Origin of the sequence: Pseudacidovorax sp. NFM-22 (assembly GCF_021401245.1) — a bacterium.
Classification (GTDB): domain Bacteria; phylum Pseudomonadota; class Gammaproteobacteria; order Burkholderiales; family Burkholderiaceae_C; genus Xenophilus.
Genome location: NZ_JACBFY010000007.1, coordinates 149,901 through 162,222, shown reverse-complemented (window position 1 = coordinate 162,222; position 12,322 = coordinate 149,901). Strand labels below are relative to the sequence as shown.

The window sequence follows — 12,322 nt, the reverse complement described above, 5'->3', positions numbered from 1 at the left end:
TGATTATGGGTAAGGTTTTCTAACCCGTCAAGCAACTATACACATGACCACCGCTTCGAAGATTCGTTGGGGCACCGAGCGACGCCTAGAGTTCATAGAGTTCCGTCTGTACTGGGAGGGCGGCGTCAGGCGAGGGGAAATCAGTGAGAAGTTTGGAGTGTCTATTCCTCAAGCCTCAGCGGACCTAGGCCTGTACCAGCAGCTCGCTCCAGACAACCTTACCTATGACGCAAGCGAGAAGCGCTACGTGAGCACTGACACCTTCGCTCCGCTGTACCTGAGTCTCGAACCTGAGATCTATTTGTCGCAAGTTCGGGATCATGTGAAGGAACGCCCTAGCCTCACTGATCACTGGCTTGGCACTGCTCCAAGCGCTGCTGTCATGCCCTTACCTGTGCGTCAAGTGGACCCAAGCGTTCTTCGTCAGTTGGTGACCGCAATTAGAAAAAAACAGTCAATAGAAGTATTTTATCACTCAATGAGTGAGGTCAAGCAGGAGTACTCCTGGCGTTGGTTGTCGCCTCACTCTCTCGTCAATGATGGTGCAAGATGGCATATCAGAGCTTTCTGCCATAGGAATCAGGCCTTTAGGGATTTTCTGCTTTCCCGTTGCAATAGCACTAGAGGTTTCGGAGAATCTCAAAGCGACATAGCAAACGATACCAGCTGGAACGAAATATTTGACGTTGTAATTTGCCCAAATCCTAAACTAACTGACAGCCAGCGACGCGGAGTAATAGAAGACTACGGGATGACCGATGGAAAATTGGTCTTATCTGTTCGAAGAGCGCTCCTTTTTTACTTCGAAAAGAATCTAAGGCTAGATACGGCGGATATTGACGGAAATCCTGCGGCTACGCCACTGAAGATCGCTAATTACCAGGAATTCAAGCTCGCCATTGCCAAAAACTAACAGATTGCCCCGGAGAATTTATGAAGGAAAGACTTGAAGGTCCGCGCGGGCGACGTCAACGCGTTGATTTGATTCGACGCCAGCGTCTCGTAGCGGGAAATGAGCGATTGGCCGAAAAGCTCGCTGACATAGTCGATTTGCGCGAGCTAAATACGGGCGAGGTTGTCATAGAGCAGGGGGGTGAAGACAATGACCTGTATTTCATACTCACGGGTTCTTGCGACATTGTCATCAATAGCAAGATAATTAGAACTCGGGTCGCGGGTGAGTCCGTTGGAGAGATGGCCGCGGTGGAGCCCTTGCAAAAAAGATCTGCAACCGTGCGCGCCCGCGAGGCCAGTGTTCTAGCGAAACTCACTGAAACGCAATTAACTGAGATTGCGGGAGAATTTCCAGACATCTGGCGCCACCTCGCGCAAGTACTCTCTAAAAGGCTTTTGGAGAGAAATCAAATGGTCGCGGCAAGACGTGACAAGATCAGGGTTTTCGTTATATCTACAGCTGAGAATGTCAAGATTGTGCGAGCGCTCCACAATCAATTTGAGCATGATGAGTTCGCAACGGTCCCATGGAATCAGGGAGTATTTAGAATTGCGAACTACACAATTGACGATTTAGAGCAGCAGCTTGATCAATGCGACTTTGCGGTTGCTATCGCTCATGGCGAGGACAGGGTGCGAACCAGAAATAAAAACTGGCCGGCACCTCGAGACAATGTGGTGTTTGAGCTTGGGTTGTTCATGGGCAGACTTGGCCGAAGCCGGGCGATTCTGATGGAGCCTAAGGGTGTAGGGCTCAAGCTTCCGAGTGACATGGCAGGTTTAACGACGATTCGATACGACTTCGTGGAAGGCGCTCCGGAGAAATTTGCCCCAGCCTGTGACAAGTTGAGAGAACACATTAAGAAATTGGGCTGTATCGGACAAGACTGACTATAAACGCTAACGCAGAATTTCTCGTTCAACCAACTAGAAATTGTCGCTCTATCTTAATTCTTGCTTGGGCTAAAATATGCCAACCATCGAGCAACAGCTATCTGCCGCGCAATGGATGTTTGAGCGACAATTGTATTGGATTGCACAAGCAGAACTGAAGGTTGCAGCTGTTGTGACGATTGATATAGCTATGCTCGGCGGCCTGTTCGCGGCATGGACGAATATTCAATCGCATCCAGCTTGGTCGGTGCTGCTTGCGTCCGCCTGCGTAGGCCTTTTGTGCGCTGCTGTGTTATGTGGAGCGATGTGCTTGATGCCGCGAACTTTACCGGCAGAGTATATCAGCGGCTTGTACTTCGGACAGATAGCAGAAATCAGGAACTCTGCAGACTTTGCCGATGCGCATAGATTGAAGACTCAGCAGCAACTATTAGATGATTGGTTGCGTCAAGTTCATAGAAATGCTCAGATCGCAACACTCAAACACTCTTGGGTTCGCAAATCTTTGATTTTTTCATTCCTTGGCGCTGCATGTTGGGTTGGCGCAGTTGCAATCCTTGTGAAAATCTGAGACCGGCTTATCAAGCCTAAATTATAAAAAATTTGGGAAAATTAGGAGCTCAAGAGAATTTTGGTGAAATCTGCTTTTGACAAACGAACTTATCGCTCGCGATTCGAGTTACGCTCGGCATCTTTTTTGGCGATTTAGGTAGCTCGAGCGGCATTGACTTTATTTCCGAGTATGCGGGAATCACATACGCGGCATCAAATGGTGTTGGATTGCCAACGGGGGCATCCGTACCCGCGCAACGCTTCGGCAGGGCTAGGCCGGCGTCGCGGTCAGCAACCCGCCGCCCCCAAGCACCCGGTCTGGATCCTCAGCTAAGCCCAGCGACTTTTTGAGCGCCTGCAGGCTTGAAATACCCGCCCTTCCGCCTCGGTGTAGCGCCACGGCCCACACAAGCCCCGGCCCGTCTGCGATCAATCGCGCACTAGGACAATTTGCCCAGTTCCCGCCCCACCCACCGACGTATCCAATCCGCCCCATGGAATGGGTTCCCGTCGGCTTCATCACTCTGAAGGCGCTCGTCTTCTGCGCAACGATGTTCTTCGCCATCAAGTGGCATTACGAACAGGGCCAGGGCTTGAGCAAACGCGCGCTGCTGCTCACGGCGGGGAAGGTCGCTGCCGTGTTCATCCTGGTGCTCACGGCCGTGCTGCTCCTGACGTTCGGGGTCGCGGCGGGGCTCGGCATGGAACTGAAGCTGCCTTGAGGCAGGCACGGGCGAAGACCGGGATCTGATGCCGCCCCCGCCAGGGCACCCGCGGAACTGGCTTGGCCAGGCCGCTGGTTCCCCCCCCCTTGAAGGGGGAGGCGGAGCGCGAAGCGCGCAGCCTGGGGGTGGGTCAATACACCACGACCTTCCCCGTCGGCCGCGGGCTGTGGCAGTCGTTGTAGAAGTACTCGCCCTTCTGCGTGAAGGTGTAGCTGGCCGACTGCCCCGGTGCCAGGCGGAAGTTGAAGGCCCCTTCGAAGAACTGCGTGGCGCAATGCGTGTTGGGGTTATCCGCTGGGTTGGTGAAGGTCACCGTGGTGTTGGCCGGCACCCGCATCCAGGTGGGCGTCATGGCATTCACGGCCGTCGACTCGGTGGCGCCCGGTGCGTTGGTGGCGGTCTGCACGCGGCCCAGGAACACGGTGTTCGGCGTGGGCAGCGCGGCGCCTTCCACCGCTGAGCCGGAGACGGGCCGGCGCACCTCGGGCGGCGTGGGCGTGGCGGCTGGCGGCACGGTGCCGCCCACCTTGAAGGCCCACAGGTAGTCGCCGCGCGGTGCCGAGTTGCCGTACGGAATGCTGGTGCCGCCCGCATACACGGCGATGTACTGCTCGCCATCGATCTCGTAGGCGATGGGGCTGGCGCTGATGCCCGAGCCGGTCTGGAAGCGCCACAGCTCGCTGCCGTCCTGCGCGTCCAGGGCCAGCAGGTTGCCGTCGGGCTGCCCGATGAACAGCAGTTTCGAGGCCGTGCTCAGGATGCCGTTGCCATGCGCGAGCGAGTACGGCATGGGCTTCTTCCACTTGACCAGGTTGGTGCTCGGGTCGACGGCCACCACCGCGCCGGTCTGGTACTCGCCGGGCGGACGCAGGCCGTTGCTGGCTTCGGTGAGCGAATGGGCCGCGGCCACGTAGCCCATGCCGGTGTAGACCAGGCCGGTGCGCGGGCTGAAGGACTGGTGGTTCCAGTTGGCACCGCCGCCATGGCCCGGGATGGTGAGCACCGGCACGTCCCAGTGCGGGTCGAACAGGCAGCCGGTCACGTAGTTGGGCACGGCCCGGTTGGGGTCGCCGGGCACGGCAGTGCCCAGGGCCTGGTTGACCACGCAGGTCTCGGTCCAGGCGCCCTGGCGCGGGAAGGGCTGCGTGGCCGAGGTGGCCTGCCGCGCGTCCTGCTTGACCGGGATCTCGTCGATGCCCAGCGGCGCGCTGCCGTCGCGGCGGTCGAGGATGTAGTACATGCCCGTCTTGCTGCCGTAGATGACGACCTTGCGGTCGGCACCATTGATCTTCACATCGGCCAGCACGGGCGACATGACGTTGTCCATGTCCCAGATGTCGTGGTGCACCGACTGGAAGTGCCACTTGTAGGCGCCCGTGTCCATGTCCAGCGCGACGATGGAGTTGGCGAACAGGTTCTGCCCCGGCCGCGTCGAGCCGTTCTGCGACGAGCCGCCGCGCACGTTGCCGAAGGTCCAGTACACGGTCTTGAGGGCCGGGTCCACGGCAGGGTGGATCCAGGGCGTGGCGCCGGTGCGGTCGCTGTCGGGTGCGCCGCCCCAGGTGTCGTAGCCCATCTCCCCAGCGCGCGGCACGCCCCAGAAGGCATTGAGCACCTTGCCGGTGGCCGCGTCGGCCGTGAAGGCGGCGCCGCGGTTGCCGTCGTTGGTGCCGATGAACAGGCGCTTGTCGTGGTAGACCAGCGCCACCTTCTGCACCGCGCCCAGGAAAGCCGCGTCGGACGACGAGGTGGGGTACTGCTTCACATAGACGACCTTGCCCGTGTCCTTGTCCAGGGCCACCAGCCGGTTGCCGCCGCCGATGGTGAAGACCAGGCCCAGGTCCTTGGCCACGGCCGCACCGCGGCGGGTGATGGCGCCGTAGGGCGTCGTCCACTTCCACTTGGTGGCGCCGGTCTTGCCGTCGACCGCGATCAGGTTGCCCTGCGCCGATTCGATGTACAGCACGCCGTCCACGGCCACCGTGGTGCTCTGGCTGTTGCCGCTCACGACGCCGCCTTCGACGCGGTTGACCCAGGCGCCGCCGAGTTGGCCGACGCGGCTCTTGTCGATGGCACCCAGGCTCGTGTAGTTCTGGTTGCCGAGGTTGCCGCCCACCTTCGGGAAGTCCTTGTCGCCGGCGGTGCAGCAGTCGGACAACGCGGCGGCCGGCGCTGGCGCGGGCTGCGGTGCAGGCGATGGCGAGGGAGAAGGCGCCGGTGGCGCAGGTGTGGGCGCAGGCACGATGGGCAGCACGCCGCTGCCGTTCGAGTCGCCGCCACAGGCGGCCAGCATGAGGGGCGAGCCGATGACGCCGGCGGAAAGAAGCACCGTCGCCAGATGGGTGAGTTTCATGGGGTTGTCTCCGTGGAAATGCAGGGGCAGACGCGCGAGCAGGCGCGGCCGGTGCAAGCCGGCCGCGCTGCCCCGGTCAGGGCGTGGTGCAGAAGGGCGTCAGGCCCATGGCCGACTTCACGCCCTGCACGACCAGCTTCTGGAAGAACTCCGAGCCCACGCCGGAGTAGTTCTCGGCGAAGGAGTCGCCGTTGTGGCCCAGCGAGGTGACCCAGGCGCGGCCGCCGTCGTAGTACTGGCACCAGGCCACGGGATGGAAGCCTTCATGGCCCGGATGGGGCGCGGCCGTCAGCGGCTTGAGCGTGGAGGTGTCCACGGTGGCCAGGAACTTGACGTTCGACGGGAAGGGCTCGAGGTTGTACCACTCGTCCTGGAAGGAGAAGCGCTTGGGCAGGTCCTGGGTGGAGGGGTCGTCCGCCACGATCAGCACGTCGCCCGCGCGGTTGGGGCCGTGGTTGTAGAAATTGGCGTTGCCCAGCAGGCCTTCGTAGTAGGGCCAGGTGTATTCGGCGCCGAAGGCGTTGTGCAGGCCGACGAAGCCGCCGCCACGGCGCATGTAGTTGCGCAGCGCCGTGCGGGCCGCGTCCTTGCTGGTGGTGACGGCGTCGTTCCACAGCGTGTCGCGGTTGGGGCTGGCGAAGATCACCGCCTTGTAGTTGTTGATGCGGCCGGACAGCACCGACACGTCCTCGGTCCAGTCGGCGGTGATGCCCTCGGCCTTGAGCATGCGGATGAGGCCGATCTGCATGAGGTTGTCCGGATTGAGCGTCGGGTTGAGTCCGGCGGCCATCGGGGTGCCGAGGTTGGCATGGCGCGGTCCGGCGGTGCGCGAGTAGATCAGCACGCGGTCGGGTGTGGAGGCGAAGGCGCCCCAGTCGTGGTAGCACTTGGGATTGGTGCCCCGGCACACGTTGTAGTACGTGTCGAAGCTGTCGTCCTCCGGCTCGGCCGGCGCCGGGTCGTCGGGCGGTGTGGTAGTCGGCGGTGTGGTGGCCGGTGGGCTGTTGCCGGTGGCAGGCGGGTTGTTGGCCGCGGCGGCGGCCAGCAGCGCAGCGGCCGCTGCGTTGTCGTTGCCGCCACTGCCGCCGCCGCATGCGGCCAGCGCCAGGCCGAGGCATGCGGCCGTCGCGGCGCGCAAGAGTTGAGCATGGAAGAGGGTCAAGGTTGTCTCCTGAGTGTGGTGAGAAGGTCGGCCGGGGCGTGCAGGGGCCCGCCCGGCCATGGCGCATCGGCGCCAGGCGGCGAAAAAAGGGATGGGGAAAGGTGCGACGGACGGCCTGTGCGTCAGGCCGGGCGGTCGGGGATGGGCGCGCAGGGGCGGCCGCGTGCGCGAAGCGCGCGGGGCCCATGGATGGAAGGGGTGTCAAGGTCCGTCGTACGAAGGCGCAGGCACCTTCGACGCGGCCATCTGGCTGCGTTCACGCGTGTCTCCTGTTCTCTTGATGCTTCCCGTGTGGGCGCATCGTAATCAAACAGGAAAAGTTTTCCAAGAAGAAATGTTGTTCCGTCTTGGGCGACCGCGACTGTGGGCAGGGGGGCTCGCCTGCAGGCGCGAACTGAACACGGCACACGGCATGCCGTGGCACAGCAAGGGAGCAGGACAGGATCGTGCGGCGCCGCCAGCGTGGGCGTGCAGGCCCCGCCGATGCGACAGGGGCACGGCCAAGGCCGCGAGGCGGCGTTCAGCGGGCGTGACCGCCGATGCGGGGCCGCGCCGCCGGGGCCTCGGGCTCAGGCGCGGCGGCGGAACAGCGGCGAGGCGCCGCTTGCGCGCGAGACGTCCTGGGCGGTCTCCAGCAGCGCCGGGCCCAGCTCTTCCATGCGCTGCGGCGTCAGGCGCACGGCCGGCCCGGCGATGGTGACCACGCCGATGGCCTTGGCGTCCGGGCCGGCCACAGGTGCGGCCATCGCCGTCATGCCCGGCGCGAAGACCTCGTTGATCATGCTGAAGCCCCGCTGGCGCGCGGCCTTCACATAGGTCATCACGGCCTTGATCGAGGTGGGGGCCTTGGGACCGAAGTCCTTGGGGCTGCCCAGGCCGCGGCGCGCCACGATGGCCAGTGCCTCGTCGTCGCCCAGCGTCGACAGCCAGGCATGCCCGGCCGCGCTGCACGACAGCTCCACCGACAGGCCCATGTCGGGGTCGTAGCGCAGGCCGCGCGTGGCGCCCTGGGCCTTGGCGACGAAGGTCAGCTCTTCGCCGTCGACCACGGCCAGGCGCACCAGTTCGCCCGATGCCTGGGCCAGGCGCTCCAGCAGCGGCTGCGCCACGTCCACCACGCCCGAGCGGCTCAGGAAGGCCAGGCCGAGGGCGGCGAGCTTGATGGTGATCTGGTAGTGGCCGTCGCGCTCGTCCTGCCGCACATGGCCGCAGCGCACCAGGTCCGACAGGATGCGGTGGGTGGCCGACAGGGGCAACTGCAGCTCGCTGGCAAGCACCGACAGCGCGCAGCCCTGCGGATGGTCGGCAAGGTATTCGAGCACCTTGAAGCTGCGTTCCATCACACCACTCATGTTCGGCTCCCGGCCGACAAGGGGTCGGCGAATTTCTGGACGGCCGTGACTGTACCAAAGCGCCGAATAGATTTTCATTGTGGAAATTCTTTCCACATGTGCTTATGATCGCGCCGCCTGGCAGGCTGCACCGGCCGGCCACCGTCCAACCCTGATGGAGACAACCTTGAAGAAATTCGTCCGAGCCTTTGTCGCCGCGGGCCTCGCGGCCGCGTTCGCCCTGCCCGCCCTGGCCCAGCAGGAGCGCACCATCCGCTTCGGCCACCTCAACAACCCCGACCATCCGGTGAGCTTCGGCGTCAAGCGCTTCGCCGAACTGCTCTCGACCAAGAGCGGCGGCAAGATGAAGGTGCAGGAGTACCCGTCCAACCAGCTGGGCAACGAGATGCAGCAGCAGGCCGCGCTGCAGGGCGGCGTGCAGCAGATGTCGGCCCCGGCCACCACCTCGCTCGCCGGCATCGTCAAGGAGTTCGGCCTGGTCGACTTCCCCTTCTCGGTGGCCACCTTCGAGCAGGCCGATGCCCTGCTCGACGGGCCGCTGGGCCAGGCGCTGATCGCCAAGCTGCCCGAGAAGGGCCTGGTGGCGCTGGGCTACTGGGACCTGGGCTTTCGCAACGTGACCAACAGCCGCCAGGCCATCACCAAGCCGGAAGACCTGGAGGGCTTGAAGATCCGCGTGATCCCGAACCCCGTGTTCCTCGACACCTTCAAGGCCTTCAAGGCCAACCCCGTGCCGATGCCCTTCGCGGAGCTCTACGGCGCGCTCGAGTCCAAGGCCGTGGACGGCCAGGAAAACCCCTTCTCGGTGATCCTGTCCAACAAGTTCTACGAGGTGCAGAAGTTCGTCAGCGCCACCAACCATGTCTACGCCGCCAACATCGTGCTGGTGAGCAAGAAGTTCTGGGACCAGCTCACGCCGCAGGAGCAGAAGTGGATGCGCGAGGCCGCCGACGAGTCGCGCGCCTACCAGCGGCAGGTCAGCCGCGCCGCCGCGCAGAAGGCCCTGGGCGAACTGCAGGCCAAGGGCGCGCAGTTCAATGAACTGGCGGCCGACCAGCAGGCCCGCATGCGCCAGATCGCCCAGCCGGTGATCGACAAGTTCGCCGCGCAGTACGACCCCGCGATGGTCAAGCTCTACAAGGACGAGCTGGCCCGCATCCGCAAGCAGTGAACCTGGCCCACCGAATGAGCGCTTCCATGAACATCCTCGTCCTGCACGGACCCAACCTCAACCTGTTCGGCCGTCGCGAGCCGCACATCTACGGCACCACCACGCTCGCGGAGATCAATGCGCGCATCGCCGCCCTGGCCGAAGAGTTGGGCGTGCAGATCCACACGCTGCAGTCCAACCACGAGGGCGCGTTGATCGACTTCCTCCACGAGCACATCGACAGCGCCCAGGGCGCGCTGGTCAACCCCGCCGGGCTGACGCAGCACGGCGTGCCGCTGCACGACGCCATCAAGGCGATGCCCTTCCCGGTGCTGGAGGTGCACATGTCCAACATCGCCGCCCGCGAAAGCTGGCGCGCGCATTCCATCATCTCGCCCGCCGTGCGCGGCACGATCCAGGGCCTGGGACCGCAGTCCTACCTGGCGGCGCTGCGCGCGCTGGTCGAGCTCGTGCGCGAGGCCCGGCGCTGACGCCTGGCCTCCACAGGGGCGCGCCCGCTGCGGCGCGCCCCGGGAGATCCTCACCATGAATCGCTGGATCGACCGCGCCTGCCGCGCGGTGGAGAACCTGGTTGCGCTCATGCTGGCCGTGATGGTCGTGCTCGTGTTCGGCAACGTCGTGCTGCGCTATGGCTTCAACTCGGGCATCCTGCTGTCCGAAGAAGTCTCGCGCTGGCTCTTCATCTGGATGACCTTCCTCGGCGCGCTGGTGGCGCTGCACGAGCGCGCCCACCTGGGCGTGGACATGGTCGTCGGCCGCCTTCCGCCCGCGGGCAAGAAGCTGTGCCTGCTGCTGAGCCAGCTGCTGATGCTCTACATGCTGTGGCTGCTGCTGCAGGGCAGCATCGTGCAGACGCGCATCAACTGGGACGTGGAGGCGCCGGTGACGGGCCTGTCCATGGCCATCGTCTACAGCGTGGGCATCGTGTTCGCCATCGGCGGCGGGCTGCTGCTGCTGATCGACCTGGGGCGTCTGCTCACCGGCCGCCTGCGCGAGGACGAACTCGTCGCCGTGCAGGAATCGGAAGAGGCCGCGGCCCTGGCGCAGGTGCTGGGCCAGGCCCAGTCATCGCAGGCGGATCGCAACCCACATCCCCGGGAGGGCCGGCCATGACGCTGACCGTGTTCATCGGATCGCTGCTGCTGGCCATGGCCATCGGCATGCCGATCTCCTTCGCGCTGCTGGCCAGCGGCGTCGCCCTGATGTGGCAGCTGGACCTGTTCGACGCGCAGATCCTGACGCAGAACCTCATCGGCGGCGCCGACAGCTTTCCGCTGCTGGCCGTGCCCTTCTTCATGCTCGCCGGCGAGATCATGAACGTGGGCGGGCTCTCCAAGCGCATCGTCAACCTGGCACTCGCGCTGGTGGGCCATGTGCGCGGCGGCCTGGGCTACGTGACCATCATGGCCGGCTGCCTGCTGTCGGCCCTGTCGGGCTCGGCCGTGGCCGATGCGGCGGCGCTCACCGCACTGCTGCTGCCCATGATGACCGCCGCCGGCCACGACAAGGCCCGCGCGGGCGGGCTGATCGCGGCCACGGGCATCATCGGGCCGGTCATCCCGCCCAGCATCGGGTTGGTGATCTTCGGCGTGGCGGCCAACGTGTCGATCTCCAAGCTCTTCCTCGCGGCCATCGCGCCGGGCCTGATGATCGGTGGCGCGCTGTGGATCACCTGGGCCTGGCTGGTGCGGCGCGAGAAGGTCGCGCCGCCGCCCCGCAAGAGCGGCCGCGAGATCCTGATCGCCGCGCGCGAGGCGGGTTGGGCGCTGCTGCTGCCGGTGATCATCCTCGTGGGCCTGCGCATGGGCGTGTTCACGCCGACGGAGGCCGCGGTGGTGGCCGCGGTCTATGCCTTTGCCGTGGCGACCTTCGTCTACCGCGAGCTGAACTTCGGCCAGCTGCGCGACGTGTTCGTGTCGGCGGCCAAGACCAGCGCGGTGGTGATGTTCCTCATCGCGGCGGCGATGGTCAGCGCCTGGCTGATCACGGTGGCCGACCTGCCCTCGAAGGTGGTGGGGCTGCTGGAGCCCTTCATGGGCAACAAGGTGCTGCTGATGATCGGCCTCATGCTGCTGGTGATGGTGGTGGGCACCGCACTGGACATGACGCCGACCATCCTGATCCTCACGCCGGTGCTGATGCCGGTGGTGATCAAGGCGGGCATCGACCCGGTCTACTTCGGCGTGATGTTCATCATCAACAACTCCATCGGCCTCATCACGCCGCCGGTGGGGGTGGTGTTGAACGTGGTGGCGGGCGTGGGCCGCATGAAGATGGACGAGGTCACGCGCGGCGTGCTGCCCTTCATGGCGGCGGAGTTCGCCATCATGTTTGTGATGGTGCTGTTCCCGTCGCTGGTGACGGTGCCGGCACGCTGGTTCGGCGGCTAGCGTCGGCCGGTCGCCCGGACGGACCAGTCAGTCGAGGATCGCGCGGCGCACGTCTTCCTGCAGGCTGCGCAGGTGCGCGCGCATGGCCTCGCGTGCCTTGTCCGCATCGCGGCTGCGCAGCGCCTCCAGGATGCGGCCATGCTCGTCGTGGTTCTCGCGCTGGCGATGCAGCGGGCTGTGCAGGCGGAAGAGCCGCGCATTCACCCGCAGCTCCTCGACCAGGCGCGGGAACACCACGTTGCCGCTGGCCCCGGCCAGGAAGAGGTGCAGCTTGTCGTCGAAGTGCCAGTGCGCCGTCTCGTCGTGCTCGCCCTCGTCCAGGGCACGCACTTCGGCCTCGAGCGCGTCGAGCTCCTCGTTGGAGATGCGGGGCGCCGCCAGCGCGATGGCCTCGCCCTCGATCACCTCGCGCGCGCGCATGCAGTCGAAATACTCCTTGGTGCCCAGGGCCCGCACCGCATACGAGCGCGCGTCGCGCCGCACCAGCAGGCCCTCGCCGGCCAGGCGCACCAACGCCTCGCGCATGGGCGTGCGGGAGATGCCCAGTTCCTCGGCCAGCCGGCCTTCCTGCAACGGGCTGCCGCCGGAGATCTTGCGGTCGAGGATGAGCGTGCGCAGCCGGTCGTAGGCCTGCTCGGCCAGGCTGGTCGAGCGCACCTCGAGCGGCGCGATCGTGATGGTGGCCGGCTGGGCGGGGCTGGGCAGGGTGGGCATGCGGAACGGCGTGGCGCGGAGGGCAAAAGCTTAGCAGGCCGACACAAGGGCGGGA

Annotated in this window: 12 protein-coding genes; 8 read left to right on the top strand and 4 right to left on the bottom strand. The window is 64.6% G+C overall.

Translation table 11 applies throughout. The features are described 5' to 3' along the window. The first annotated feature begins 43 nt into the window (after positions 1-43). The 4 genes from L0984_RS23660 (at position 44) to L0984_RS23645 (ending at position 3,122) form a co-directional block, all read left to right on the top strand. The gene (locus L0984_RS23660) at positions 44-913 is read left to right on the top strand and encodes a WYL domain-containing protein (protein WP_234196798.1); all 870 of its coding nucleotides are present in this window, start codon (positions 44-46) and stop codon (positions 911-913) included. 20 nt (positions 914-933) lie between these two features. Continuing rightward, positions 934-1,845 carry a TIR domain-containing protein gene (locus L0984_RS23655; RefSeq protein ID WP_234196797.1) on the top strand — a complete coding sequence of 304 codons (912 nt, stop codon included), beginning with the start codon at positions 934-936 and terminating at the stop codon, positions 1,843-1,845. A gap of 79 nt (positions 1,846-1,924) precedes the next feature. Further along, positions 1,925-2,419 (top strand): Pycsar system effector family protein, encoded by a 495-nt coding sequence (locus L0984_RS23650; RefSeq protein ID WP_234196796.1) that lies wholly within the window; start codon positions 1,925-1,927, stop codon positions 2,417-2,419. A 475-nt stretch (positions 2,420-2,894) separates the two neighbouring features. Then, positions 2,895-3,122 carry a hypothetical protein gene (locus L0984_RS23645; RefSeq protein WP_234196795.1) on the top strand — a complete coding sequence of 76 codons (228 nt, stop codon included), beginning with the start codon at positions 2,895-2,897 and terminating at the stop codon, positions 3,120-3,122. Positions 3,123-3,255: 133 nt separating this feature from the next. On the opposite strand, the gene L0984_RS23640 is transcribed toward L0984_RS23645, so the two are convergent. The 3 genes from L0984_RS23640 to L0984_RS23630 all read right to left on the bottom strand — a co-directional run bounded on the left by L0984_RS23640 (position 3,256) and on the right by L0984_RS23630 (position 7,992). Next, positions 3,256-5,478 (bottom strand): outer membrane protein assembly factor BamB family protein, encoded by a 2,223-nt coding sequence (locus tag L0984_RS23640; RefSeq protein WP_234196794.1) that lies wholly within the window; start codon positions 5,476-5,478, stop codon positions 3,256-3,258. 76 nt (positions 5,479-5,554) lie between these two features. Further along, complete coding sequence (locus L0984_RS23635) at positions 5,555-6,640, bottom strand: ThuA domain-containing protein (RefSeq protein WP_234196793.1); 1,086 nt, start codon at positions 6,638-6,640, stop codon at positions 5,555-5,557. 569 nt (positions 6,641-7,209) lie between these two features. Then, positions 7,210-7,992, bottom strand: a complete 783-nt coding sequence (locus tag L0984_RS23630; protein WP_234196792.1) for an IclR family transcriptional regulator — start codon at positions 7,990-7,992, stop codon at positions 7,210-7,212. Positions 7,993-8,146: 154 nt separating this feature from the next. Here L0984_RS23630 and L0984_RS23625 point away from each other — a divergent pair, with 154 nt between their 5' ends. The 4 genes from L0984_RS23625 to L0984_RS23610 are packed head-to-tail and all read left to right on the top strand — an operon-like array spanning position 8,147 to position 11,553. Continuing rightward, positions 8,147-9,163 carry a TRAP transporter substrate-binding protein gene (locus tag L0984_RS23625; RefSeq protein WP_370646161.1) on the top strand — a complete coding sequence of 339 codons (1,017 nt, stop codon included), beginning with the start codon at positions 8,147-8,149 and terminating at the stop codon, positions 9,161-9,163. A 26-nt stretch (positions 9,164-9,189) separates the two neighbouring features. After that, positions 9,190-9,633, top strand: coding sequence for a type II 3-dehydroquinate dehydratase (locus L0984_RS23620; RefSeq protein WP_234196790.1), 444 nt, complete (start codon positions 9,190-9,192; stop codon positions 9,631-9,633). A gap of 55 nt (positions 9,634-9,688) precedes the next feature. Then, positions 9,689-10,276, top strand: coding sequence for a TRAP transporter small permease (locus tag L0984_RS23615; protein WP_234196789.1), 588 nt, complete (start codon positions 9,689-9,691; stop codon positions 10,274-10,276). Next, positions 10,273-11,553 carry a TRAP transporter large permease gene (locus L0984_RS23610; protein ID WP_234196788.1) on the top strand — a complete coding sequence of 427 codons (1,281 nt, stop codon included), beginning with the start codon at positions 10,273-10,275 and terminating at the stop codon, positions 11,551-11,553. The genes L0984_RS23615 and L0984_RS23610 overlap by 4 nt, the downstream gene beginning before the upstream one ends. A gap of 27 nt (positions 11,554-11,580) precedes the next feature. Here the strand turns inward: L0984_RS23610 and L0984_RS23605 are convergent, their stop codons facing one another. Continuing rightward, positions 11,581-12,267 carry a GntR family transcriptional regulator gene (locus tag L0984_RS23605; RefSeq protein ID WP_234196787.1) on the bottom strand — a complete coding sequence of 229 codons (687 nt, stop codon included), beginning with the start codon at positions 12,265-12,267 and terminating at the stop codon, positions 11,581-11,583. Positions 12,268-12,322 lie beyond the last annotated feature (55 nt).

Coding starts and splice junctions, on each gene's coding strand:
- L0984_RS23660 (WP_234196798.1), top strand. CDS start 44: ATGACCACCGCTTCGAAGATTCGTTGGGGCACCGAGCGACGCCTAGAG.
- L0984_RS23655 (WP_234196797.1), top strand. CDS start 934: ATGAAGGAAAGACTTGAAGGTCCGCGCGGGCGACGTCAACGCGTTGAT.
- L0984_RS23650 (WP_234196796.1), top strand. CDS start 1,925: ATGCCAACCATCGAGCAACAGCTATCTGCCGCGCAATGGATGTTTGAG.
- L0984_RS23645 (WP_234196795.1), top strand. CDS start 2,895: ATGGAATGGGTTCCCGTCGGCTTCATCACTCTGAAGGCGCTCGTCTTC.
- L0984_RS23640 (WP_234196794.1), bottom strand. CDS start 5,478: ATGAAACTCACCCATCTGGCGACGGTGCTTCTTTCCGCCGGCGTCATC.
- L0984_RS23630 (WP_234196792.1), bottom strand. CDS start 7,992: ATGAGTGGTGTGATGGAACGCAGCTTCAAGGTGCTCGAATACCTTGCC.
- L0984_RS23625 (WP_370646161.1), top strand. CDS start 8,147: ATGGAGACAACCTTGAAGAAATTCGTCCGAGCCTTTGTCGCCGCGGGC.
- L0984_RS23620 (WP_234196790.1), top strand. CDS start 9,190: ATGAACATCCTCGTCCTGCACGGACCCAACCTCAACCTGTTCGGCCGT.
- L0984_RS23615 (WP_234196789.1), top strand. CDS start 9,689: ATGAATCGCTGGATCGACCGCGCCTGCCGCGCGGTGGAGAACCTGGTT.
- L0984_RS23610 (WP_234196788.1), top strand. CDS start 10,273: ATGACGCTGACCGTGTTCATCGGATCGCTGCTGCTGGCCATGGCCATC.
- L0984_RS23605 (WP_234196787.1), bottom strand. CDS start 12,267: ATGCCCACCCTGCCCAGCCCCGCCCAGCCGGCCACCATCACGATCGCG.